This is a genomic window from Pseudomonas sp. B21-032 (genome assembly GCF_024748965.1).
Classification (GTDB): domain Bacteria; phylum Pseudomonadota; class Gammaproteobacteria; order Pseudomonadales; family Pseudomonadaceae; genus Aquipseudomonas.
In genome coordinates this window covers 1,224,765-1,247,435 of sequence record NZ_CP087180.1, presented here as the reverse complement: position 1 = coordinate 1,247,435, position 22,671 = coordinate 1,224,765, and the positions used below count along the sequence as shown (strand labels likewise).

Sequence of the window (22,671 nt, the reverse complement as noted above, 5' to 3'; positions counted from 1 at the left end):
GCAGGTCAGACTTTGAACCGCGACACGCCGCCACGCAGGCCGGTGGCCACCTGGCTCAGTTCGTCAATGGCAAAGCTGGCCTGGCGCAACGATTCGACCGTCTGGCTGCTGGCATCGCCCAACTGCGCCAGGGCATGGTTGATCTGTTCGGCGCCGGTGGCCTGGGCCTGCATGCCTTCATTGACCATCAACACCCGCGGCGCCAGGGCCTGGACCTGGTGAATGATCTGGGTCAGTTGCTCGCCGACCTGCTGCACCTCGAACATGCCGCGGCGCACTTCTTCGGAGAACTTGTCCATGCCCATGACCCCGGCCGACACCGCCGACTGGATCTCGCGAACCATCTGCTCGATGTCGTAGGTGGCCACGGCAGTCTGGTCGGCCAGGCGCCGCACTTCAGTGGCGACCACGGCGAAACCGCGGCCGTATTCACCGGCTTTTTCCGCCTCGATGGCGGCGTTGAGCGACAGCAGGTTGGTCTGGTCGGCGACCTTGACGATGGTCACCACCACCTGGTTGATGTTGCCGGCCTTCTCGTTGAGGATCGCCAGCTTGTTGTTGACCAGATCGGCCGCGCCCATCACCTGGTGCATGGTCTCTTCCATGCGCGCCAGGCCCTGCTGGCCAGAGCCGGCCAGGATCGAAGCCTGGTCGGCGGCCGAGGTCACTTCGGTCATGGTCCGCACCAGGTCGCGGGAAGTCGCGGCGATTTCCCGCGAAGTGGCGCCGATTTCGGTGGTGGTGGCGGCGGTCTCGGTGGCGGTGGCCTGTTGCTGCTTGGAGGTGGCGGCAATCTCGGTCACCGAAGTGGTGACCTGCACGGAGGAGCGCTGGGCCTGGGACACCAGGTTGGTCAGTTCGCCCATCATTTCGTTGAAGCCGGTTTCCACCGCGCCGAACTCATCCTTGCGGTCCAGGTTCAGGCGCACGCTGAGGTCGCCGCCGCTGAGCTTGTCCAGGGCATGGACGATACGCTGCATCGGTGCGGTGATGGCGCGCATCAGCACCAGGCCGCAGATGGTTGCGGCAACGATGGCCAGCAACAGCGAGACGATCATGCTGAACTTGGCCGTGGCCACGGCGCTGACGATGGAGTCGGTGGCGGATTCGGCCGAATGACGGTTGCGCTCGATCACCCCGTTCAGGTGCTTGCGGCCATCGACCCAGGCCGGGGTCAGCACCTCGGCGAGCAGGCGCTGGGCTTCGGGGTAATCCTTCTTGCGGTAGGCCTCCAGGACGCTATCCACCGCTTTCAGGTAGCCCGCTTCGAGCTGGCCGAACTGGTCGAAGCTGGCCTGGTCGTCCTTCTCGCGAATGGTCGCCTGGTAGCTGGCCATGTGCTGTTTGAGGCGCTCTTCAAAGCCCTTGTACAGCTCCATGTCGGCCGAGGTGAGCTCGCGGTGGTCGCTCAGGCCCACCAGCTGCTGGGTCAGTACATAGCTGTCGACCCAGGCGCTGCGGATCATGGAGCTGTAGTAGACCCCGGGGATGCTGTCGGTTCGCACCGCTTCCTCGCCGGACTCTATGGCCACCAGTCGCGAATAGGCAGCGACCACCATCAGCGACATGATGGCGATAATCACGGCGAAGCTCGCCAGGATCCGTTGGCGCAAGGTCCAGTTTTTCACAGTCAGCCCTCAAGTGTTCTACGCGAGCAGGAAAAATGGGCAGAGTATAGCCCAGCGGCTGCGCGCTTTTGCGGCTGACTTAACGGCTGGATCGGGCCAAACGGGCTAGATACTGGCCATTAGCCCGGTTTCATTGACTGGCAGCACGTTTTACCTGGTTTTCCAGCTCGCTCTTGAGCGCCGGGTCAAGCTTGAGCTGGCGCGCCAGTTCGTCCAGGTAGGCGCGCTCCATGAAATGCTCCTCGTCCACCAGCATGACACTGGCGATGTACATTTCGGCGGCCATTTCCGGGGTGCTGGCGGCGCGGGCGACGTCGGCCGGGTCCAGCGGTTTGTTCAGCTCGGCGTGCAGCCAGTGTTGCAGTTCCTGGTCGCTGGACAGCTTGACGAATTCGCCCTCGATCAGCGCCCGCTCGCGGTCATCGACATGGCCATCGGACTTGGCCGCTGCCACCAGCGCCTTGAGGATCGCCTGGCTGTGCTGCTCGACCTGGGCCGGCGGCAGGCGGTCGAGGGTTTGCGGCTCACCCTGCACCGCAGTGCCCTGCTTGGCCTGCCAGTTGCCGTAGGCCTTGTAGGCGATCACCCCGAGGGCCGCCAGGCCGCCGTAGGTCAGGGCCTTGCCGCCGTACTTGCGAGCCTTTTTGTTGCCCAGCAGCAAGCCCATCGCCCCTGCCGCCAGGGCACCGCCGCCGGCACCGGAGAGCAGGCTGCCCAGGCCACCACCGCCCTTGCCGCCGAGCAGGTCGCCAAGGCCGCCGGATTTGCCGGCAGGGCTTTTGCCGCCCTGGTTCTGCAGCAGGTCCTGGCCGGATTTGAGCAGTTGATCAAGCAAGCCGCGGGTGTTCATGGGGCATCTCCATGGGGAGGAAAGAAGCCCAAAGAGTACTGCCGCAGGCTGAAGCGAAGCTGAATGCATTTGCTTCCAGATGTTGCCTACGCTTAAACCAGCTATACCTGCACTTTCACCGCCCCGAGATAATTCCAACAAGAGGGAACACCATGTTCGTGCACAAGACCGCCACGCTCTGCGCCCTGAGCACCGCCCTGCTGGCCAGCGCCAGCCTGCAGGCCGCCGAGCCCCTGAAAGCCGTGGGCGCCGGCGAAGGCCAGCTGGATATCGTCGCCTGGCCGGGTTACATCGAGCGCGGTGAAAGCGACAAGGCCTACGACTGGGTGACCGGCTTCGAGAAGGAAACCGGCTGCAAGGTCAGCGTCAAGACCGCCGCCACCTCCGACGAGATGGTCAGCCTGATGACCAAGGGCGGTTACGACCTGGTCACCGCCTCCGGTGACGCCTCGCTGCGCCTGATCGCCGGCAAGCGCGTGCAGCCGATCAATACCGCGCTGATCCCCAACTGGAAGAACCTCGACCCGCGGCTCAAGGACGGCGCCTGGTACGTGGTCAACCAACAGGTGTACGGCACGCCCTACCAATGGGGTCCGAACGTGCTGCTGTACAACACCGAGGTGTTCAAGCAGGCGCCGACCAGCTGGAGCGTGGTTTTCGAGCCGCAGCAACTGCCCGACGGCAAGCCCAACAAGGGCCGGGTGCAGGCCTACGACGGGCCGATCTACATCGCCGATGCGGCGCTGTACCTGAAGTCGGCCAAACCTGAACTGGGCATCCACAACCCCTATGAACTGAACGAAACCCAGTACCAAGCGGTGCTCGACCTGCTGCGCCAGCAACAGCCGCTGATCCACCGTTACTGGCACGATGCCACGGTGCAGATGAGTGACGTCAAGAACGAGGGCGTGGTCGCCTCCAGTTCCTGGGGCTACATGGTCAACGGCCTGCAAGCCGACAAACAGCCGGTGGCCTCGACCATTCCCAAGGAAGGCGCCACCGGCTGGGCCGACACCACCATGCTGCACAGCGAGGCCAAGCACCCCAACTGCGCCTACAAGTGGATGGACTGGTCGCTGCAGCCCAAGGTCCAGGGCGACGTAGCGGCCTGGTTCGGCTCGCTGCCCGCGGTGCCGGCGGCCTGCAGCGCCAGCGAACTGCTCGGCGCCGAGGGCTGCAAGACCAATGGTTTCGACCAGTTCGACAAGATCGCCTTCTGGAAGACCCCGCAGGCCGAAGGGGGCAAGTTCGTGCCCTATAGCCGCTGGACCCAGGACTATATTGCGATCATGGGCGGCCGTTAGGGCCCTGTCGCGGGGCAAGCCCGCTCCCACCTGAAGACGCGGGCTTGCTCCCTCTTGCTGGAGCTTCGCACCATGACCCTTGCAGTGCAGTTCACCAATGTCTCGCGCACCTTTGGCGAGGTCAGGGCGGTTGACCAGGTGTCGATCGACATCCACGACGGTGAGTTCTTCTCGATGCTCGGCCCCTCGGGGTCGGGCAAGACCACCTGCCTGCGCCTGATTGCAGGCTTCGAGCAACCCAGTGCCGGGTCGATCCGCATCCACGGTGAAGAGGCGGCGGGGTTGCCGCCTTACCAGCGCGACGTCAACACGGTGTTCCAGGACTACGCGCTGTTCCCGCACATGAACGTGCGCGACAACGTCGCCTATGGCCTCAAGGTCAAGGGCGTGGCCAAGGCCGAACGCCATGCCCGCGCCGAAGAGGCCCTGGCCATGGTTGCCCTGGGCGGCTATGGCCAGCGCAAGCCGGTGCAACTGTCTGGCGGCCAGCGCCAGCGCGTGGCCCTGGCGCGGGCGCTGGTCAATCGCCCGCGGGTGCTGCTGCTCGATGAACCGCTGGGAGCGCTGGACCTGAAACTGCGCGAGCAAATGCAGGGCGAGCTGAAAAAGCTGCAGCGCCAATTGGGCATCACCTTCATCTTTGTCACCCATGACCAGACCGAGGCGCTGTCGATGTCGGACCGCGTCGCGGTGTTCAACCGCGGCCGCATCGAGCAGGTCGACACTCCACGCAACCTGTACATGAAGCCGGCGACCACTTTCGTCGCCGAGTTCGTCGGCACCTCGAATGTGCTGCGCGGCGCATTGGCGCAGCAGCTCAATGGCAGCCAGCTGCCGTTCTCGATCCGCCCGGAACACATCCGCCTTGGCGACCAGCCGGCGGCCAGCAACGAAATCCAGGTCAGCGGCCTGCTCCACGATATCCAGTACCAGGGCAGCGCCACCCGCTACGAGCTGCAGCTGGACAACGGCCAGTTGCTGAGCATCAGCCAGGCCAACAACCAGTGGCAGGAACACGCCGCGCCCTGGCAGCCCGGCCAGCGCCTGCAGGCACGCTGGGCCCGCGAGGCGATGACGGCGTTGCAGGAAACCGTGCCCGGCGAGGGCCACTGAAATGACCCAGGTATTGGCAAACAGCGCGCCGGGCGTCATGCGGCGCTTCTCTACCCTGCTCTACCGGCGCCCCAACCTGTACCTGGCGCTGCTGCTGGTGCCGCCGCTGCTGTGGTTTGGCGCGATCTATCTGGGGTCGCTGCTGAGCCTGCTGTGGCAGGGTTTCTACACCTTCGACGACTTCACCATGGCGGTCACCCCTGACCTGACCCTGGGCAACTTCGCTGCGCTGTTCAACCCATCGAACTTCGACATCATCCTGCGCACCCTGGGCATGGCCATCGCCGTGTCGCTGGCTAGCGCCGTGCTGGCCTTCCCCATCGCCTACTACATGGCCCGCTACACCAGCGGCAAGACCAAAGCGTTCTTTTATATCGCGGTGATGATGCCGATGTGGGCCAGCTACATCGTCAAGGCCTACGCCTGGACCCTGCTGCTGGCCAAGGGCGGCGTGGCCCAGTGGTTCGTCCAGCAACTCAACCTGGGGCCGGTGCTGCAGTTCATCCTCGCTATTCCCGGGGTCGGCGGCAGCACCCTGTCGACCTCGCACCTGGGGCGCTTCCTGGTGTTCGTGTACATCTGGCTGCCGTTCATGATCCTGCCGATCCAGGCTTCACTGGAACGCCTGCCGCCATCACTGCTGCAAGCCTCGGCAGACCTTGGCGCGCGGCCGCGGCAGACCTTCATGCAGGTAATCCTGCCGCTGTCGGTACCTGGCATAGCCGCAGGCTCGATCTTCACCTTCTCGCTGACCCTGGGCGACTTTATCGTCCCGCAACTGGTCGGCCCGCCCGGCTACTTCATTGGCAGCATGGTCTATGCCCAGCAGGGCGCCATCGGCAACATGCCCATGGCTGCCGCCTTTACCCTGGTGCCGATCGTGCTGATTGCCGTGTACCTGACCATAGTCAAACGCCTGGGGGCCTTCGATGCACTCTGAACGCGCCTCGATCGGCCTGCGCCTGGCGGCCTGGGGCGGGCTGGTGTTCCTGCACTTCCCGATCCTGATCATCTTCCTCTATGCCTTCAACACCGAGGACGCCGCCTTCAGCTTTCCGCCCCAGGGCTTGACCCTGAAGTGGTTCAGCGTGGCGTTTGCGCGCCCGGACGTGCTGGAGTCGATCAAACTGTCGCTGCAGGTCGCCTGCCTGGCGACGCTTATCGCCCTGGTGCTCGGCACCCTGGCCTCGGCGGCGCTGTACCGGCGCAGCTTTTTCGGCAAGGAGAGCATCTCGCTGATGCTGATTTTGCCCATCGCCCTGCCCGGGATCATCACCGGCATCGCCCTGCTCTCGGCATTCAAGACCCTGGGGATCGAGCCGGGCATTTTCACCATCGTCGTCGGCCACGCGACCTTTTGCGTGGTGATCGTCTACAACAACGTCATCGCCCGCCTGCGGCGCACCTCGCAGAGCCTGATCGAGGCGTCGATGGACCTGGGCGCCGACGGCTGGCAGACCTTTCGCTACATCGTTTTGCCCAACCTCGGCTCGGCACTGCTGGCCGGCGGCATGCTGGCCTTTGCCTTGTCGTTCGATGAAATCATCGTCACCACCTTCACCGCTGGCCACGAGCGCACCCTGCCAATCTGGCTGCTCAACCAGTTAAGCCGGCCGCGCGATGTGCCGGTCACCAACGTAGTGGCCATGTTGGTGATGCTGGTGACCATGCTGCCGATCCTCGGCGCCTTTTACCTGACCCGCGGCGGCGAAAGCGTAGCCGGCAGCGGCAAATAACTCCTGGAGGACTGGACCATGCAAACCCGACTGTTGATCAACGGCCAACTGGTGGACGGCGAAGGCGCAGGCTACGCGGTGCTCAACCCGGCGCTGGGCAGCGTGCTGGTGGAAGTCAACGAGGCCAGCGAGGCCCAGGTCGATGCTGCCGTGCGCGCCGCCGACCGTGCCTTCGACAGCTGGTCGCAGACCACGCCCAAAGAGCGTTCGCTGTTGCTGCTCAAACTTGCCGACGCCATCGAGGCCCACGGCGAAGAGCTGGCCCGCCTGGAGTCGGACAACTGCGGCAAGCCCTATGCCGCTGCGCTCAATGACGAGATCCCGGCGATCGCCGATGTGTTCCGCTTTTTTGCCGGCGCCAGCCGCTGTCTGGGCGGCTCGGCTGCCGGTGAATATTTGCCGGGGCATACCTCGATGACCCGTCGCGACCCGCTGGGCGTGGTCGCCTCGATCGCGCCGTGGAACTACCCGCTGATGATGGTTGCCTGGAAGATCGCCCCGGCGCTGGCCGCCGGCAACACCGTGGTGCTCAAGCCGTCGGAGCAAACGCCGCTGACAGCGCTGCGCCTGGCAGAACTTGCCAGCGAGCTGTTGCCGGCCGGCGTGCTGAACATTCTTTTCGGCCGCGGGCCGAGCGTCGGCACGCCGCTGGTAACCCACCCGAAAGTGCGCATGGTGTCGCTGACCGGCTCGATCCCAACCGGCGCCAACATCATCGCTAGCACCGCCGACAGCGTGAAGCGCATGCACATGGAACTGGGCGGCAAGGCCCCGGTGATCATTTTTGATGATGCCGATATCGACGCCGCGGTCGACGGCATCCGCACCTTCGGCTTCTACAATGCCGGCCAGGACTGCACCGCCGCCTGCCGCATCTATGCCCAGAGCGGCATCTACGAGCAGTTCGTCGAAAAGCTCGGCAAGGCCGTGGCCAGCATCAAGCATGGCCTGCAGAACGACCCGAACACCGAGCTCGGCCCGCTGATCACCGCCCAGCACCGCGACCGGGTGGCGGCCATGGTCGAACGGGCGATTGCCCAGCCGCATATTCGCCTGGTCACCGGTGGCAAGGCGGTGGCCGGTGACGGTTTCTTTTTCGAACCTACGGTGCTGGCCGATGCCCAGCAGGATGACGAGATCGTCCGCCGCGAGGTGTTCGGGCCGGTGGTCTCGGTGACCCGTTTCGACGATGAAGCGCAGGCCCTGGCCTGGGCCAACGATTCCGACTACGGCCTGGCGTCGTCGCTGTGGACCGCCGACGTCGGCCGTGCCCACCGCGTTTCGGCGCGCCTGCAGTACGGCTGTACCTGGGTCAACACGCACTTTATGCTGGTCAGCGAAATGCCCCATGGCGGTCAGAAACTGTCTGGCTATGGCAAGGATATGTCCATGTACGGGCTGGAGGACTACACCTGCGTCCGACATGTGATGTTCAAACATTAAGGTAAGGACACCCATGGAAATCACCCGACGCGACTTCATCAACGGAGTCGCCATCGGCGTCGCAGCGGGCCTGACCCCGCTGCAACTGCTTCAGGCGGCCCCCAGCGGGCGCTATTACCCACCGGCCTTGACCGGTTTGCGTGGCAGCCATGTCGGCGCCTTCGAAGTTGCGCACCAGATGGGCTGGGAGAAAAAGACCTTCGCCACCGACGCCCTGGCGATCAGCGAGGAATACGACCTGGTGGTGGTCGGCGGCGGCATCAGCGGCCTGGCGGCGGCGTTCTTCTATCGCGAGAAACATCCCGCCGCGAAGATCCTGATCCTCGAGAACCATGACGATTTCGGCGGCCACGCCAAGCGCAACGAGTTCAGCGCCGGTGGGCGGATGATCCTTGGCTATGGCGGCAGTGAAGCCTTGCAGTCGCCCAACCATCTGTACAGCAAGGAGGTCAACGGCCTGCTGCAAAAGCTTGGCGTCGATATCAAGCGTTTCGAGACCGCCTTTGACCGCAGCTTCTACCCCGACCTGGGCCTGTCGCGCGCGGTGTTCTTCGACCAGGAAACCTTCGGCGAAGACAAGCTGGTCACTGGCGACCCGACGCCGATGGTCGCCGACGACATCGCCCCGAGCCAGCTCAACGCCCGCCCGATTGCCGACTTCATCAATGACTTCCCCCTGCCCGCAAGCGACCGCAAGGCGCTGATCGACCTGCACCAGGCGCCGCGCGACTACCTGGCCGGCAAGTCGCTGGAGGACAAGACGGCCTATCTGGAGCGCACCAGCTACCGCGACTTCCTGCTCAAGGACGTCGGCCTGTCGGCCAGGGCGGTCAAGTACTTCCAGGGCCGCAGCAACGACTTCATGGCCGTGGGCATCGATGCCGTCGCCGCTGCCGACGCCTACTCTGTCGGCTTCCCGGGTTTTGCCGCGATGAACCTGGCGCCGCTCAGCGAGGAAGCCAAGGCGGAGATGGAAGAGCCCTACATCTACCACTTCCCCGACGGCAACGCCTCGCTGGCACGCCTGCTGGTGCGCAGCCTGGTGCCATCGGTGGCGCCGGGCCAGAGCATGGAAGACATCGTCCTCGCCAATTTCGACTACAGCCAGCTCGACCGCGCCGGGCAACCGCTGCGCCTGCGCCTGAACAGCACGGCGGTGAGCGTGCGCAACGTCGCGGGTGGAGTCGATGTCGGCTACAGCCGCGCCGGGCAACTGGCCAAGGTGCGCGCCAAGCACTGCGTCCTGGCCTGCTACAACATGATGATCCCCTACCTGCTGCGCGACCTGTCGGCCGAACAGGCCCACGCCCTGAGCCAGAACGTCAAGTTCCCGCTGGTGTACACCAAGGTCATCGTGAGCAACTGGCAAGCGTTCCAGAAGCTTGGCGTGCACGAGATCTACGCCGCCACCCAGCCCTACAGCCGGATCAAGCTCGACTACCCGGTGAGCCTCGGCGGCTACGAACATCCACGCGACCCGGCGCAGCCCATCGGCCTGCACATGGTGTTTGTCCCGACCAGCCCCGACAGCGGCATGAGCAGCCGCGACCAGGCCCGTGCCGGACGCGGGCGCCTGTACGGCACCTCATTCGAGGTACTGGAAAGCCAGCTGCGCGAGCAGTTGCAACGCATGCTGGGTCCTGGTGGCTTTGACCACAACAAGGACATCCTGGCGATTACGGTCAACCGCTGGCCCCATGGTTATGCCTGCTCCACCAATACCCTCTACGACGACCCGGCGCAGATCGAGCAGTGGATGGAGCTGGCGCGCCAGCCCGTGGGCAAGGTCAGCATCGCCAACTCGGACGCGGCCTGGAGCGCCTATGCCCATGCGGCGATTGATGAGGCGTGGCGTGCGGTGGGGGAACTGGGCTAAATCCAGGAAACCTCCTTCATCCATAAAGGCTTCGCCCTACGGACACCCCATTGCTGCATCGCAGACGGTATCATAATCTGATACCATTAATAATCATCAGCGCAGTACGCTGAAGTCAATCTTCAGCAAACCGATACCCGGCAATCTGGAATGGGCTCGCATCGAATCTTTGTTGGTCGGTGCGGGAGGCCGGGTAATCGAAGGCAGAGGTTCACGCGTGCGCTTTGAACTCAATGGTGTGATCGCGACGTTCCATCGCCCTCATCCGGATAAAGATGCCAAGCCTTATCAGATCCGCGATGCGCGGTACTTTCTGGAACAGGCAGGAGTGACCCCATGAATGTCATGAACTACAAGGGCTACGCCGCCCGTATTGAATACAGCGATGAAGACCAATTGCTGATCGGCCATGTCGCCGGTATACGCGATGTGATCGGCTTTCACGCGCAATCGGTCCCGCAGTTGCGCAGCGCCTTCGAAGAAGCCGTGGATGATTACCTTGATACCTGCGCGCGCCTGGGACGTGAACCACAGAAAGCTTACTCGGGGAAATTGAGCTTGCGCCTTGAGCCGACGCTGCATGCCAGCGTCGCGCAAAAAGCTGAGTTGGCAGACAAGAGCATCAACCAGTGGGTCAGCGATGTGTTGAGCCAGGCCGCACATGCCTAAGGCCCGCTCCCACAGAGGGTTTATGTACGCCGAACCTGTGGGAGCTGGCTTGCCTGCGATCGAGCGCGAAGCGCTCGCCATTCAGTCAATCGCGTAAATCAGACTCATGTATCGGCTGGTCGCGGCTGGTAGCCCGTTGATACTGCGCCGGCCACACCGCCTTGTTGCCGCCCAGGTCGTCGTCGGCATGCAGCGGCCAGTACGGGTCGCGCAGCAATTCGCGGGCGAGGAAAATGATATCGGCCTGCGCCGTACGCAAGATGGTTTCAGCCTGCATCGGGTCGGTGATCATGCCCACCGTCCCGGTGGCGATTCCCGCCTCTTCCCGCACTTTGGCCGCGAACTGAGTCTGATAGCCCGGCCCGGTCGGGATCTCGGCTTTTACCGAGGTGCCGCCAGAGGACACGTCGATCAGGTCCACGCCCAGTTTGCGCAGGCGCTTGGCCAGCTCCACGGTCTCATCCGGGTTCCAGCCATCCTCGACCCAATCAGTGGCCGATAGCCGCACGAACACCGGCAACTCGGCCGGCCACACCTCGCGCACCGCTTCGGTCACTTGCAGGGTCAGGCGAATGCGGTTTTCAAAGCAGCTGCCGTACTGGTCGCGGCGCTGGTTGCTCAATGGCGACAGGAACTGGTGCAACAGGTAGCCATGGGCGGCATGCACTTCGACCACCTTGAAACCGGCCTCAAGGGCGCGCCGGGCAGCGGCGACAAAGGCCTGGATGATCTCGCCGATCTGCGCTTCGTTCAGTTCGCTGGGTGCGGTGTGCTCCGGGTCGAAGGCAATTTTCGAGGGCCCCACTGGCACCCAGCCGCCATCGTCAACCTTGACGCTGCCATGCTTGCCCAGCCACGGCCGATGGGTGCTGGCTTTGCGCCCTGCATGGGCCAGCTGAATGCCGGGCACCGCGCCCTGGGCGGTGATGAAACGGGTGATGCGTTGCAGCCCCGGGATCTGCGCATCGTCCCACAAGCCCAGGTCTTGCGCGGTAATGCGCCCGTCGGCAGTCACGGCAGTGGCTTCGGTGAAAATCAGCCCGGCACCACCCACCGCGCGGCTGCCCAGGTGCACCAGGTGCCAGTCATTGGCCAGGCCGTCGACACTGGAATACTGGCACATGGGTGAGACGGCAATGCGGTTGGGCAGGATCAGCTGGCGCAGGGTATACGGCTCAAGCAGCAGGCTCATGGGGCACCTCTCAAATCAAGTGGTAAGGCTCCAGGTAGTTGACCGGCCGACTACAGAATCTTCCCCGCAGGTTCTTCGACCCATCATTCGAAGCCTAGACCACTTTGCCCCGTGAGATCAGCGCGGCTCGATATGCGCGATCATCAGTTGCACGCTTTCCTGGCCGCGAAACTCGTTGACGTCGAGCTTGTAGGCCAGCTCGACCCAGCGCACGGTGGGGTTGGGCCAGACTTCCCGGTCGACGCCAAAGGCGATGCCATCGAGCTTGAGCGAACCGCATTCGCTCTTGAGCACCACCTTCAGGTGCCGCTCACCGACGATCCGTTGCTCGACCAGCTGGAACACCCCGTGGAACAGCGGCTCGGGGAAGTGCTGGCCCCACGGCCCGGCATTGCGCAAAGCCCGGGCCAGCTCCAGGTGGAACTCCTCGACCGCCAGGGTGCCGTCCGACAGCAAGCGGCCGGTGAGGTCTTCTTCACGCAGCTGGCGACGGGTTTCTTCGTCGAAGGCCTGGGCAAAGGCCGGAAAGTTATCAGCCGGCAGCGACAGGCCGGCGGCCATGGCGTGGCCGCCGAACTTGCTGATCAACTGCGGATGGCGCGCCGCCACGGCATCCAGCGCATCGCGAATATGAAAGCCCGGCACCGAGCGCGCCGAGCCCTTGAGCATGCCGTCGCCGGCATCGGCAAAGGCGATGGTCGGGCGGTGGTAACGCTCTTTCAGGCGCGAGGCAAGGATGCCGATCACGCCCTGGTGCCAGTCCGGCTCGAACAGGCACAGGCCGAACGGCATCGAGTCCAGCGGCAGGTCCTTGAGCTGGGCCAGGGCTTCGCGCTGCATGCCCTGCTCGATGGATTTGCGGTCCTGGTTCAGTTCGTCGAGCTGGCCGGCCATTTCCCGAGCCAGGTTGGCATCGTCACTGAGCAGGCACTCGATGCCCAGGCTCATGTCGTCCAGGCGCCCGGCCGCATTGAGCCGTGGGCCGAGAATAAAGCCAAGGTCGGTGGAGGTGATACGCGCATGATCGCGGCGGGCCACTTCAAGAATGGCCTTGAGCCCCGGCCGAGCCCGTCCGGCACGAATGCGTTCCAGGCCCTGGTGCACCAGGATGCGGTTGTTGGCATCCAGCGGCACCACGTCAGCGACGCTGCCCAGGGCCACCAGATCGAGCAGCTCGCCAATGTTCGGTTGCGGCGTGTTGTCGTAGTGCCCGAGGCTGCGCAACCGCGCGCGCAAGGCCATCAGCACATAGAAAATCACCCCGACCCCGGCCAGCGCCTTGCTGGGGAACTCGCAGCCCGGCTGGTTGGGGTTGACGATGGCGTCGGCCGCGGGCAGCTCATGGCCAGGCAGGTGGTGATCGGTCACCAGGACCTTCAATCCCGCAGCTTTGGCGGCGGCCACGCCTTCGACGCTGGAAATGCCGTTGTCGACGGTGATCAGCAATTGCGGCTGGCGCTGCAAGGCCACTTCGACAATCTCCGGAGTCAGGCCATAGCCGTACTCGAAGCGGTTGGGCACCAGGTAATCAACATGGGCAGCACCCAGCAGACGCAGGCCGAGCAGGCCGACGGTGCTGGCGGTGGCGCCATCGGCGTCGAAGTCGCCGACGATGAGGATGCGCTGGCGTTCTGCCAGTGCCGTCACCAGCAGGTCGACTGCCGCCTCGATGCCCTTGAGCTGCTGGTAAGGCAGCAGGCGCGCCAGGCTCTTATCCAGCTCGGCTGCCGATTGCACGCCACGGGCGGCATACAGGCGGGTCAGCAAGGGTGGCAGGTCGCCGAGAAAGGGCAACGTGGACGGCAACGGGCGGGGATCGATACGCATGGGGCGTTGGGGCTTCTCGTCAATCAGGGATGTTCGGCTTGAAAGGACGCGCGATCAGCGCTCGCCCATCAGCCATTGCAGCTGGACTTCGTGCTGGCCGCGATCGTCGGTGACGAACACCGTGCCTTCGCTGATCATCACGTCCCACTTGATCGCCCGCGGCATGTCCTTGGCCAGGGTTTCCAGAACTTCCTGGGGCACGGCGGCGATGTTGAGGTTTTTCAGGTTCTTGACCGCCGGCAGCACCTTGGTTTCCCACACGCGCAGGCTGCCATAGGCCAGCAGGCTGGTGCGCTCGGTGCGACGCGAGCACCAGGTCAGACGATCGGCATCGGGCTGGCCGACTTCGATCCAGTGCAGGATGCGATCGTCCAGGCTCTTTTCCCACACCGCCGCTTCGTCCACGTCCGACAGACCGCGGCCAAAAGACAGTTGCTCGTTGTACCACAGGGCGTAGGCCAGCAGACGCACGGCCATGCGCTCTTCGGTTTCCGACGGGTGACGGGCGATGGTCTGCTTGACGCTTTCGTACACGCCGCGGTCAAGGTCGGTGAGGTTCAGTTCAAACTTGTAGGTGGTGGATGGCTGGGCCATGGACGGGCTTCTTGCGGCAAGGAAAGTCGCCCAGTCTAACCGATCCGCATGTTCCTTGCGCCGCAGCAGTATCTGGGCGCGCCCAGCTATGATAAAAACGGGGGCCCTGACCCGCTGCCACGGACGCCTCATGCCTACGCCCAGCAAACCTCTCGCCGGCCTCAAAGTCATCGAACTCGGCACCCTGATCGCCGGCCCGTTCGCTTCGCGCATCTGCGCCGAATTCGGCGCCGAGGTAGTCAAGGTCGAGTCGCCCGATGGCGGCGACCCGCTGCGCAAGTGGCGCAAGCTGTACGAAGGCACGTCGCTGTGGTGGTTCGTCCAGGCCCGCAACAAGCAGTCGCTCACGCTCAACCTCAAGCATGCCGAAGGGCTGGATATTCTCAAGAAGCTGCTGGCCGAGGCCGACATCCTGATCGAGAACTTCCGCCCCGGGGTGCTGGAAAAACTCGGCCTGGGCTGGGACGTGCTGCACGCCCTCAACCCGAAGCTGGTGATGGTGCGCCTGTCCGGCTTCGGCCAGACCGGGCCGATGAAAGACCAGCCGGGGTTCGGCGCCGTCGGCGAATCCATGGGCGGGCTGCGCTACATCACCGGTTTCGAGGACCGCCCACCGGTACGTACCGGCATCTCCATCGGTGACTCGATTGCGGCCTTGTGGGGCGTGATCGGGGCGTTGATGGCCCTGCGTCATCGCGAAGTCAACGGCGGCCAGGGCCAGGTGGTGGATGTCGCCTTGTATGAGGCGATCTTCGCCATGATGGAAAGCATGGTGCCGGAGTTCGACGTGTTCGGCTTTATCCGCGAGCGTACCGGCAACATCATGCCCGGCATCACCCCCTCCTCCATCCACACCAGCGCCGATGGCAAGCACGTGCAGATCGGCGCCAATGGCGATGCGATCTTCAAGCGCTTCATGCAGGCCATCGGCCGCAATGACCTGGCCGACGATCCGGCGCTCGCCAGCAATGACGGCCGCGACCTGCGCCGCGATGAGTTGTACGGGGTGATCGACCGCTGGGCGCGGACCTTGCCACTGGATGCGCTGATGCAGGTGCTCAATGAGGCCCAGGTACCGGCCAGCCGCATCTACAGTGCCGAAGATATGTTCAGCGACCCGCAGTTTCTCGCCCGCGAGATGTTCCTGCAAGCCAAGCTGCCCGACGGCACGCCGTTCAAGATGCCGGGAATCGTCCCCAAGCTCTCGGACACCCCCGGCTCCAGCGAATGGGTCGGGCCGGAGCTTGGAGCCCACACCGAGCAGGTACTGGCCGGGCTGGGTTATGACACAGCAGCGATTGCCCGGCTACGCACGCAAGGCGCAGTCTGAACACGGCACTACTCAAGTTGCGTGGCAACGGTGGAGACCTGGACATGACCCATCACTGGCAAGCGAGCATGCGTCGTGGATTGCCGCTGTTGCTAGGTCTGTTGCTTTGCCTGGGCCTGCCCGCTCCGGCCTCGGCCAAGGAGCGTTTGTTCTGGTTGTTGCGCGACTTGCCGCCGCTGACCATTTTCGAAGGCACCGGCAAGGGCCAGGGGGTGATCGACCGCTTGCTGCCGCTGCTGATCGAACAGATGCCCGAGTACGATCACAGCATCGTCCGGGTCAACCGCGCCCGCGGCATCCAGATGCTCCAGGCGCCCACCTTCACCTGCGATCCGACCCTGCTGTGGACCCCGGAGCGCGCGCGCTATGTGCATTTCTCGATCCCCAGCCTGGGCGTGCTCAGCAGCGGCCTGGTGGTCCGGCGCAAGGACCAGCACCTGCTTGACCCCTACCTGCACAACCAGCAGGTCGACCTGCAGACGCTGCTCGGCAGTACCGCGCTCAAGCTGGGTGTGGTGGCTCAGCGCAGCTACAGCCCGGCGGTTGATGAACTGCTCAAGACCCTGCCCGACACTACCCTCAGCCGCCACTACGGCAATGACGCAGTGACCAGCCTGCTGCAAATGCAGCAGCATGACCGCCTGCAACTGGTGCTCGGCTACTGGCCGGAAGTGCGCTACCTGCTGCAACAGCAAGGCTGGCCCAGCGACGACTATGCCTTCTACCCGATCCAGGGAGTCGAGCAGTACCAGTTGCTGCGGGTCGGCTGCTCCGACACGCCGCTGGGGCGCGAAGCCATCAGCCATATCAACAAACTGCTACTGCCGCTGCGCAACGACACCTTGCCCGACCTGTACGCCCAGTGGCTGGCGCCGCAAATGCGCGAACAGTACCTGCACGACAGCCTGCACCTGTTTGGCGAGCACCCCTGAGGCCCGATCGCAGGCAAAAAGAAACCCCGAACGGTGGGGAGGCCGCCCGGGGCTAAACAAAAGCCCATAGGGCTTCGCACGACAGCTTCACGACATCGGAGCAAAATCCCGATCAGCTGTCCTTGTCAGGTCTGATTGCCTTGCCCGGCAAAGGTTCCGTCACACCCCGGCGCTGATCGAGCGGCCTTGCTGCAGATGGCGCTGCGCCGCGATGACACAAGGCTGCAGGCGGCCCTCTACAATCAGCAGGTCACGCTGCAGGCCATCGACCAGGTCGACCAGCAGGCGCTGGTCCTGCAACTGGCTGGGCTTGACCGTGCGCCGCAGCACACTGCGGTTGGCTTCGTCGGTCAGGCGCAGGTCGAAATCACAGCCGGTGCTCAGGCGCACCAGCCTGACCCGGTACGGTGCCAATGCTTGACCAAGCAACAATCTGATACATTCCATCTCATTCATTGTTCACCTACCTGTCGAGAAGGGGTCTTTCACTGACCCTGAGGCAGCCGGAAAAGTTCTCTCAGTGCGATTTCCTTTACCCAGCATGCCCGGCAAAAATGACAGATTGAAATCCAGCACGTTGAGCGGAGCCTGCCTGTGACAGCCCCTGCCCCCAGTGAACTGCGCATCATCCTGGCCGATGATCACCCGATCTTTCGCATCGGCCTGCGCGCCGTGCTCGAGCAGCTTCCGGGCATTCGCGTAGTGGGCGAAGCTGGCGGCCCGCTGGAGCTCACGACGCTGCTGCAAAGCCTGGAATGCGACGTGCTGGTGACCGACTTCATGATGCCGCTGGAGCAGCAGAACGATGGCTTGAAGCTGCTCGAACAACTGCGCCGGCACCATCCGCAGTTGCCGCTGCTGGTGGTGACCATGCTCAACAATGCCGGGCTGTTCCGGGCCATGCTGGCCCTGGGCGTCAATGGCCTGCTGAGCAAGGCCAGCCTGGCCGACGAATTGCCCCAGGCCATCGCCCGCCTGCGCAGCGGCAAGATTTACCTGGCCGATTCGGTGCAGCAGTTGCTGTTGCAGGACGGTGCCGTGCGTGAAGACCTGGCTCGCGACCAGACGGCGTTGTCACCGCGCGAGCTGGAAGTCGCCCGCCTGCTCGCCGGCGGCCACACGGTCGGCCAGATCGCCACCCTGCTCAACCGCAGCAAGCAGACAGTGAGCAGCCAGAAGGTCAGTGCCATGCGCAAGCTGGGCCTGGCCAATGACGCCGCGCTGTACCTCTATTTGCAGGAGCACGGCCTGGGCTGAAGGCTGTTCACGCCCTGCGCCGCAGCCTGGACTCGGCCGGCTCACGCTCGAGCATCCACCGGCGCAGGTCCTGCCCCGCCATCGGCCGGGCAATGAAATAGCCCTGCATGATCGGGCTGCCCAGGGCCTTGATCGCCATCAGGTCATCCACCGTCTCGACGCCCTCGACCACCACGTTCAGGTCCATGCGCCGGGCCATGATCAGCGCCCCCGCCACCACCGCGGCCTTGCGGCCGTCATCGGCCATGCCCCGGACAAACTCGCTGGGCAGTTTCAACTCGCTGAATGGCAGTTCGAGCAGGCGCTGCAGATTGGACACGCCCGTGCCGAAATCATCGATCGACAGTTGGCAACCCTGGATGCGCAGGTGCAGCAGCCCTTCGAGCTGCTTGCTGTCGAGCTGGCAGCTGTGGGTTTCGATGACCTCCAGGGTCAGGGCGCTGGCCGGCACGTCATGGCGCTTGAGGGCCGCAACAACCTGCGCGGCGAAATCATCGCGGGTGAGCATCAGCGGGGCGATGTTGACCGCCACGGGTAGCGGCTGGCCACTGGCGAGCCTGGCCTGGGCACTGAATGCCAGGGCCTGGTCGAGCACATGCCAGCTAAGCATCTCCAGCAGCCCGGCGCCTTCGATCAAGGGGAAGAACTGCGCCGGGCTAAGCAAGCCAAGGCTTGGGTGTTGCCAACGTACCAACGCCTCCACCCCGACCAGGGCACCGTCGAAAGCCACCTTGGGCTGGTAATGGGCCTGCCACTGCGCCTGGCTCTGCGCCAACTCGGCGGGCGACATGGCCAACAGCTCGGCATGGGCCGGTGCGGCGAGCGCCTGGGGCGAATCGCCGGGCTCGTCGAGGTAGCGGCGCAGCAACTTGTGCAGCGACACGCTGCAAGCCGGCTTCTGCAGACTGCCGAGCACCCGCAAGCCCAACTGTCGCGCCAGGTCGGCAACGCTATCGAGCACACCACGTTCGGCGCTGCTGAGGATAATCAAGGCCGCCGCCAGGCCGCTGTCAGCCAGGTGACGGATCAGCTCCAGGCCGTCCTGGCCGTCCATGTGCAGGTCGCAGATGGCGATATCGACCCGCCCGCGCCGGGACAGCGTCTGCCGTGCGCCGTCGACCGACTCTGCCGTCAGCACATCGAAGACGCCATTGGCATTGAGCATCTGATGCAAGGCCATCAGTTGGAAAGGATGATCCTCGAGAATCAGAACCTTAAGTGAGCGCATGAAAATTTCCCCGCAGTAGCCGATCTGAACGACAGCACTGTGCAACTCTAGGAAAATTGGCCTAGGACGCCCATAGGACATGTCCTAAAGTTTAGGTGACATTTTCCACAGCTCTTGTTCAATGTCCTGATTTAACTGGTCGATTGCCGCCTGCAATGCTGCCCATCCCGGGTCGGCAGCCTGCATCGAGCGCACCTGGCTGGCCTTTTCCAGTTGCGCGCACGCCTGTGCCAGGGGCAGCGCATCAATCAGGCAGGCGACGCCCTTGAGGCGGTGCAATGCCACGCCAATGGCTTCCCAGCCTTGGGTCTGGACGGCAGAAGCGAGCAAAGCGGACTCTTCCCGCAGGTTTTTGCGCAACTCCTCAAGCATGCGCCGCAGTACCGCATTGTTGGCCTGGGTCATCTTCTGCAGGGTATCCATCCTGAAGCTGGGCCGTGCGGCCAGCCTGTCGATCACCGCAACAAGCTGGGCCAGCGCAACCGGCTTGACCAGGCATTCATCCATGCCGGCCTCCAGGCAGCGGGCGCGCTCCTCTTTCATAGCGTTGGCGGTGCAGCCAACGATGGCGATCGCTGGGCGCTGGCTGTCGCGTTCCAGGCGGCGGATGCCACGGGCCAGCGCATAACCGTTCATCACCGGCATGTTGCAATCGCTGAGCACCAGGTCGAAATCGCCGTCCTGCCAGGCCTGCAAAGCACTCTGGCCGTTCTCCACAGCCAGCACCTCATGGCCAAGGAATTCCAGTTGCTGGCTGAGCACCAAGCGGCTGGCCGAAAGGTCATCAACCACCAGAATCCGCCGCGCCGGCCCGCCCGCCAGCCCACGCGTCGGCGCTGGCGCTACAGGCTCGGCAGCCAGCGCTTCGAGGGTCAGCTCGACACTGACCTCGGTACCTTTGCCCGGCACGCTACGCAGGGCAATGTTGCCGCCCATCAACTCGACCAACTGCCGGCAAATGCTCAGGCCCAGGCCCGAGCCGCCATATTCGGCACCCGCGCCTGCCTGAGCGAAGGGCTGGAACAGCGCGCTCTGCTGTTGCTTGCTGATACCGATGCCGGTGTCACGCACACACAGGCGCAAGCCAATGCCCTGCAAACTGTCGCAGCCCGTGCGGCTGACCTGCAGCTCTACCAGGCCCAGGTGGGTGAATTTCAGGGCGTTGCCCAGCAGGTTGGTCAGCACCTGGCGCAAGCGCAGCGGGTCGAACCAGTACACCCCTTCTGCTTCGCTGGCCAGTTGCAGGCGCAAGTCCAGGCCCTGAGCCAGGGCCTGGGCCTGGAACTGCTCGACGATAGCCTTGAGAAACGGCGCCAGTGCCCGGGCCTGGGGTTCGAGCTGCAGGCTGCCGGCCTCGATCCGGGCAAGGTCGAGGCTGTCACCGATCAGCGCAATCAGCTCACGGGCTGATTGATGGGCGGTTTCCAGCCGCCGGGACGGTTGCTCGCCGCGGCCCAGGGTGGTTTCCCGCTCAAGTTCGAGCAGGCCGATGATCACCGCCATGGGCGTGCGAATCTCGTGGCTCATGGTCGCCAGAAAGGTACTTTTGGCCTGGTTGGCCTGCTCGGCCTGCTGCCGGGCTTCGACCAGCGCCACCTCCAGTTGCTTGCGCTCGGTGATGTCGATCCAGCCCCCCAGCAGGCCTTGCAGCTGCCCGTCGGCACTGTAGAACGGCACGGTCCACTGGTAGGCATCGGTGCGCTGGCCCTCAAACTCGATACAGCGGTCCGCGAACACCGGTTGCGGATCTTCGAGCAGGCTCAGGTAATCGGCATGCAGTTGCCTGGCCAGCGCCTCGGGAATGACATCGATGTCTGTCAGCCGCCGGCCCTTGACATCTTCCAGGCGCATCGAGAAGGCCTGTTCGTAGCTTTTGTTGCAGGTGATCAGCCGCCCTTCCAGGTCGCGCACGTAGATCGGGTTGGGGATTCCGTCGAGCAGTGCGCGCTTGAACGCCAACTGGTCGTTGAGGGCTTGCTCGGCCTTCTGCCGCTGGTTGATCTGCGCGCGCAAGCGACTGCTCCAGACCAGCGACACCAGCCCGAACAGTACCGCCGCCGCCACGGTCCAGTAGATCCACGGTGCAATCCGCTGCCAGGCCGGCGCTGGCGGCGCCAGCGCGCCCAGCCACTTCATGCGCACGGCACGCAACTCGGCGACCGGGAAGGCTTCCAGGGCCTTGTTGAGGATGCTTTCCAGCTCCGGAGCGCTGCGCCGTACCGAGAACCGGTCCGGTGCCCACTTGCCCTCGACTCCACGCCCGACCTTGAGCACCGGGTCGTTGCCGATCACGCTGTAGGCGCCGATTTCGCTGTCGATGGTGGCCAGGGCTTCGCCGTTGCGGACCTTTTCCCGGGCTTGCTCCAGCGAGCCCACCAACAACAGGCGAATACCCGGGTGATCCTCGCGAAGGGTGCTCTCCAGCGCATGCTGCGCCGGCAGTGCCAGGGTCTGCCCGGCCAGTTCGTCCAGCGACGCCAGGCCCAGTTGCGGCGCACGAACGATGAACACCCAGCTCTGCCCGCCAATGGAATGAGTGAACCCGAGAAACTCGCGGCGCTCCGCGGTTTCACTGAGGGTTGTGCTCATGTCGGCCTGCCCGCTCCTGAGCAGCTCCAGGCTCTGGGCAATCGATTCGGACGGCGCATAGTCAAACTGCAGGCCCGTCATCTGCGCAATGGTCGCCAGCACATCGCTGTTAAGCCCCACCCAGGCGCCCTGGCGAGTGCGGAACAGGTAAGGCGGATACTGGCTACCAACCACGGTCACCCGCGGATGGCTGGCGATCCAGCGGCGCTCGGCGACGCTCAGCTCGACCCGGTGATGAGCCACGTCCGAGCCCAGGCCGGAGGTCCAGCGGCCAAGAATTTCGCGGCGCACCGACTCCTCGATACTGGCCAGCGCCTGGTTGAACATCTCCTGCAGTAGCCGGTCTTCGGCACGCACGGCAAAGGCGAAGCCAATCGGCGGCAAGGCGCTGGGTCCGACCACCTGCAGGCCCAGGTACGGACGCAGCGCGTTGAAGGCGCGGATGATGATCTCGTTGCCGACAAACGCATCCACTTCACCCTGATTGAGCGCCTCCAGGGCACTGCTGAGGTTGGGCGCCAGCAGCACCTGGCTGTCGGGATAAACCTGGTGCATGACCCGGGTGTCGGCATAACCGTCGAGCAGGACCACTTTCTTCCCCGCCAGCGACTTTGGCGGCACCGGCGCGCCGCCACGCACCACGACCATGGAGCGGTCCGGAATGTAATCGTCGGAGAACGCCAGGCCCGCCACGCTGCGCTCAAAGCCGTTGGCGCTGGTCAGGACATCGATGTCGCCATGGCGCAGGGCCTCGATCGCCTCCTCGCGCTTGGCGAAGGCCAGCACCTGGGTTTTCACCCCCAGGCGTTCGGCGACCAGGCTCAGGTAGTCGGCGCTGATGCCCTGGTAGCGGTTGCGGTCGATGGTGATGTCCACCGGCTCGTAATCGGCAAACGAGATGCCGACCCGCAACACCCGCGCCGGGCCCAGCCATTGTTGCTGGGCCGCGGTCAATGGCATCGGCCCAAGCTCGGTGAACGGCGGTACCAGGGTAAAGGGCAGGCTCTGGGCGGCCTGGGCCCAGGGCCCGATACCCAGCCAGAACAGGCAGGCCAGCAACAGCCCTGTTGTGCGTCGATGTCCGGTGCTCATTGATACCCTTG

General features: G+C 64.3%; 19 protein-coding genes. 11 read left to right on the top strand and 8 right to left on the bottom strand.

Annotation, left to right across the window (positions count from 1 at the left end):
• Positions 1-5: 5 nt before the first annotated feature.
• Positions 6-1,628 (bottom strand): methyl-accepting chemotaxis protein, encoded by a 1,623-nt coding sequence (locus tag LOY54_RS05630; RefSeq protein ID WP_045193679.1) that lies wholly within the window; start codon positions 1,626-1,628, stop codon positions 6-8.
• Positions 1,629-1,758: 130 nt separating this feature from the next.
• Positions 1,759-2,478 (bottom strand): tellurite resistance TerB family protein, encoded by a 720-nt coding sequence (locus tag LOY54_RS05625; protein ID WP_258609740.1) that lies wholly within the window; start codon positions 2,476-2,478, stop codon positions 1,759-1,761.
• A 152-nt stretch (positions 2,479-2,630) separates the two neighbouring features.
• On the opposite strand from LOY54_RS05625, the gene ydcS reads away from it, so the two are divergent.
• From ydcS to LOY54_RS05585, 8 genes are all read left to right on the top strand, one after another.
• The gene (gene ydcS, locus LOY54_RS05620; protein ID WP_258609738.1) at positions 2,631-3,782 is read left to right on the top strand and encodes a putative ABC transporter substrate-binding protein YdcS; all 1,152 of its coding nucleotides are present in this window, start codon (positions 2,631-2,633) and stop codon (positions 3,780-3,782) included.
• 72 nt (positions 3,783-3,854) lie between these two features.
• Positions 3,855-4,895, top strand: a complete 1,041-nt coding sequence (locus tag LOY54_RS05615) for an ABC transporter ATP-binding protein (RefSeq protein WP_258609736.1) — start codon at positions 3,855-3,857, stop codon at positions 4,893-4,895.
• A 1-nt stretch (position 4,896) separates the two neighbouring features.
• Positions 4,897-5,835 (top strand): ABC transporter permease, encoded by a 939-nt coding sequence (locus LOY54_RS05610; protein WP_258609734.1) that lies wholly within the window; start codon positions 4,897-4,899, stop codon positions 5,833-5,835.
• The gene (locus LOY54_RS05605; protein ID WP_258609732.1) at positions 5,825-6,631 is read left to right on the top strand and encodes an ABC transporter permease; all 807 of its coding nucleotides are present in this window, start codon (positions 5,825-5,827) and stop codon (positions 6,629-6,631) included. The genes LOY54_RS05610 and LOY54_RS05605 overlap by 11 nt, the downstream gene beginning before the upstream one ends.
• A gap of 18 nt (positions 6,632-6,649) precedes the next feature.
• Complete coding sequence (locus LOY54_RS05600) at positions 6,650-8,074, top strand: gamma-aminobutyraldehyde dehydrogenase (protein ID WP_258609730.1); 1,425 nt, start codon at positions 6,650-6,652, stop codon at positions 8,072-8,074.
• Positions 8,075-8,087: 13 nt separating this feature from the next.
• Positions 8,088-9,950: an NAD(P)/FAD-dependent oxidoreductase gene (locus tag LOY54_RS05595; protein WP_258609728.1), complete on the top strand. Its 1,863-nt coding sequence runs from the start codon at positions 8,088-8,090 to the stop codon at positions 9,948-9,950.
• An 85-nt stretch (positions 9,951-10,035) separates the two neighbouring features.
• Positions 10,036-10,290 carry a type II toxin-antitoxin system HicA family toxin gene (locus LOY54_RS05590; protein ID WP_258610693.1) on the top strand — a complete coding sequence of 85 codons (255 nt, stop codon included), beginning with the start codon at positions 10,036-10,038 and terminating at the stop codon, positions 10,288-10,290.
• On the top strand, positions 10,287-10,619 hold the full coding sequence (locus tag LOY54_RS05585; RefSeq protein ID WP_093386790.1) for a type II toxin-antitoxin system HicB family antitoxin: 333 nt from the start codon (positions 10,287-10,289) through the stop codon (positions 10,617-10,619). The genes LOY54_RS05590 and LOY54_RS05585 overlap by 4 nt, the downstream gene beginning before the upstream one ends.
• An 85-nt stretch (positions 10,620-10,704) precedes the next feature.
• On the opposite strand, the gene LOY54_RS05580 is transcribed toward LOY54_RS05585, so the two are convergent.
• The 3 genes from LOY54_RS05580 to LOY54_RS05570 form a co-directional block, all read right to left on the bottom strand.
• On the bottom strand, positions 10,705-11,811 hold the full coding sequence (locus tag LOY54_RS05580) for an NADH:flavin oxidoreductase/NADH oxidase (protein WP_045193692.1): 1,107 nt from the start codon (positions 11,809-11,811) through the stop codon (positions 10,705-10,707).
• Positions 11,812-11,928: 117 nt separating this feature from the next.
• Entirely contained in the window at positions 11,929-13,638 is a 1,710-nt protein-coding gene (gene recJ / locus LOY54_RS05575; RefSeq protein ID WP_258609726.1) for a single-stranded-DNA-specific exonuclease RecJ, read from the bottom strand.
• A 54-nt stretch (positions 13,639-13,692) separates the two neighbouring features.
• Entirely contained in the window at positions 13,693-14,232 is a 540-nt protein-coding gene (locus LOY54_RS05570) for a YaeQ family protein (protein WP_045193694.1), read from the bottom strand.
• Between the two features lie 130 nt (positions 14,233-14,362).
• Here LOY54_RS05570 and LOY54_RS05565 point away from each other — a divergent pair, with 130 nt between their 5' ends.
• Both LOY54_RS05565 and LOY54_RS05560 read left to right on the top strand, forming a co-directional pair.
• Positions 14,363-15,562, top strand: a complete 1,200-nt coding sequence (locus tag LOY54_RS05565) for a CaiB/BaiF CoA-transferase family protein (protein ID WP_258609724.1) — start codon at positions 14,363-14,365, stop codon at positions 15,560-15,562.
• A gap of 44 nt (positions 15,563-15,606) precedes the next feature.
• A complete protein-coding gene (locus tag LOY54_RS05560; RefSeq protein ID WP_093386805.1) occupies positions 15,607-16,494 on the top strand; it encodes a TIGR02285 family protein in 888 nt (295 codons plus the stop codon).
• Between the two features lie 159 nt (positions 16,495-16,653).
• On the opposite strand, the gene LOY54_RS05555 is transcribed toward LOY54_RS05560, so the two are convergent.
• Complete coding sequence (locus tag LOY54_RS05555) at positions 16,654-16,950, bottom strand: DUF3509 domain-containing protein (protein WP_408980558.1); 297 nt, start codon at positions 16,948-16,950, stop codon at positions 16,654-16,656.
• Between the two features lie 138 nt (positions 16,951-17,088).
• Here LOY54_RS05555 and LOY54_RS05550 point away from each other — a divergent pair, with 138 nt between their 5' ends.
• A complete protein-coding gene (locus LOY54_RS05550; RefSeq protein WP_045193697.1) occupies positions 17,089-17,751 on the top strand; it encodes a response regulator transcription factor in 663 nt (220 codons plus the stop codon).
• 7 nt (positions 17,752-17,758) lie between these two features.
• Here LOY54_RS05550 and LOY54_RS05545 read toward each other — a convergent pair whose 3' ends face one another.
• On the bottom strand, positions 17,759-18,979 hold the full coding sequence (locus LOY54_RS05545; protein ID WP_258609720.1) for an EAL domain-containing protein: 1,221 nt from the start codon (positions 18,977-18,979) through the stop codon (positions 17,759-17,761).
• Between the two features lie 84 nt (positions 18,980-19,063).
• Positions 19,064-22,660, bottom strand: coding sequence for a transporter substrate-binding domain-containing protein (locus tag LOY54_RS05540; RefSeq protein ID WP_408980557.1), 3,597 nt, complete (start codon positions 22,658-22,660; stop codon positions 19,064-19,066).
• Between the last annotated feature and the right edge of the window lie 11 nt (positions 22,661-22,671).

Excerpts from the sequence above, each read along its gene's own strand:
- LOY54_RS05585 (WP_093386790.1), top strand. The coding sequence starts at position 10,287 with ATGAATGTCATGAACTACAAGGGCTACGCCGCCCGTATTGAATACAGC.
- LOY54_RS05595 (WP_258609728.1), top strand. The coding sequence starts at position 8,088 with ATGGAAATCACCCGACGCGACTTCATCAACGGAGTCGCCATCGGCGTC.
- LOY54_RS05570 (WP_045193694.1), bottom strand. The coding sequence starts at position 14,232 with ATGGCCCAGCCATCCACCACCTACAAGTTTGAACTGAACCTCACCGAC.
- recJ (WP_258609726.1), bottom strand. The coding sequence starts at position 13,638 with ATGCGTATCGATCCCCGCCCGTTGCCGTCCACGTTGCCCTTTCTCGGC.
- ydcS (WP_258609738.1), top strand. The coding sequence starts at position 2,631 with ATGTTCGTGCACAAGACCGCCACGCTCTGCGCCCTGAGCACCGCCCTG.
- LOY54_RS05610 (WP_258609734.1), top strand. The coding sequence starts at position 4,897 with ATGACCCAGGTATTGGCAAACAGCGCGCCGGGCGTCATGCGGCGCTTC.
- LOY54_RS05605 (WP_258609732.1), top strand. The coding sequence starts at position 5,825 with ATGCACTCTGAACGCGCCTCGATCGGCCTGCGCCTGGCGGCCTGGGGC.
- LOY54_RS05560 (WP_093386805.1), top strand. The coding sequence starts at position 15,607 with ATGACCCATCACTGGCAAGCGAGCATGCGTCGTGGATTGCCGCTGTTG.
- LOY54_RS05615 (WP_258609736.1), top strand. The coding sequence starts at position 3,855 with ATGACCCTTGCAGTGCAGTTCACCAATGTCTCGCGCACCTTTGGCGAG.
- LOY54_RS05555 (WP_408980558.1), bottom strand. The coding sequence starts at position 16,950 with ATGAATGAGATGGAATGTATCAGATTGTTGCTTGGTCAAGCATTGGCA.
- LOY54_RS05600 (WP_258609730.1), top strand. The coding sequence starts at position 6,650 with ATGCAAACCCGACTGTTGATCAACGGCCAACTGGTGGACGGCGAAGGC.
- LOY54_RS05545 (WP_258609720.1), bottom strand. The coding sequence starts at position 18,979 with ATGCGCTCACTTAAGGTTCTGATTCTCGAGGATCATCCTTTCCAACTG.
- LOY54_RS05625 (WP_258609740.1), bottom strand. The coding sequence starts at position 2,478 with ATGAACACCCGCGGCTTGCTTGATCAACTGCTCAAATCCGGCCAGGAC.
- LOY54_RS05565 (WP_258609724.1), top strand. The coding sequence starts at position 14,363 with ATGCCTACGCCCAGCAAACCTCTCGCCGGCCTCAAAGTCATCGAACTC.
- LOY54_RS05540 (WP_408980557.1), bottom strand. The coding sequence starts at position 22,660 with ATGAGCACCGGACATCGACGCACAACAGGGCTGTTGCTGGCCTGCCTG.
- LOY54_RS05580 (WP_045193692.1), bottom strand. The coding sequence starts at position 11,811 with ATGAGCCTGCTGCTTGAGCCGTATACCCTGCGCCAGCTGATCCTGCCC.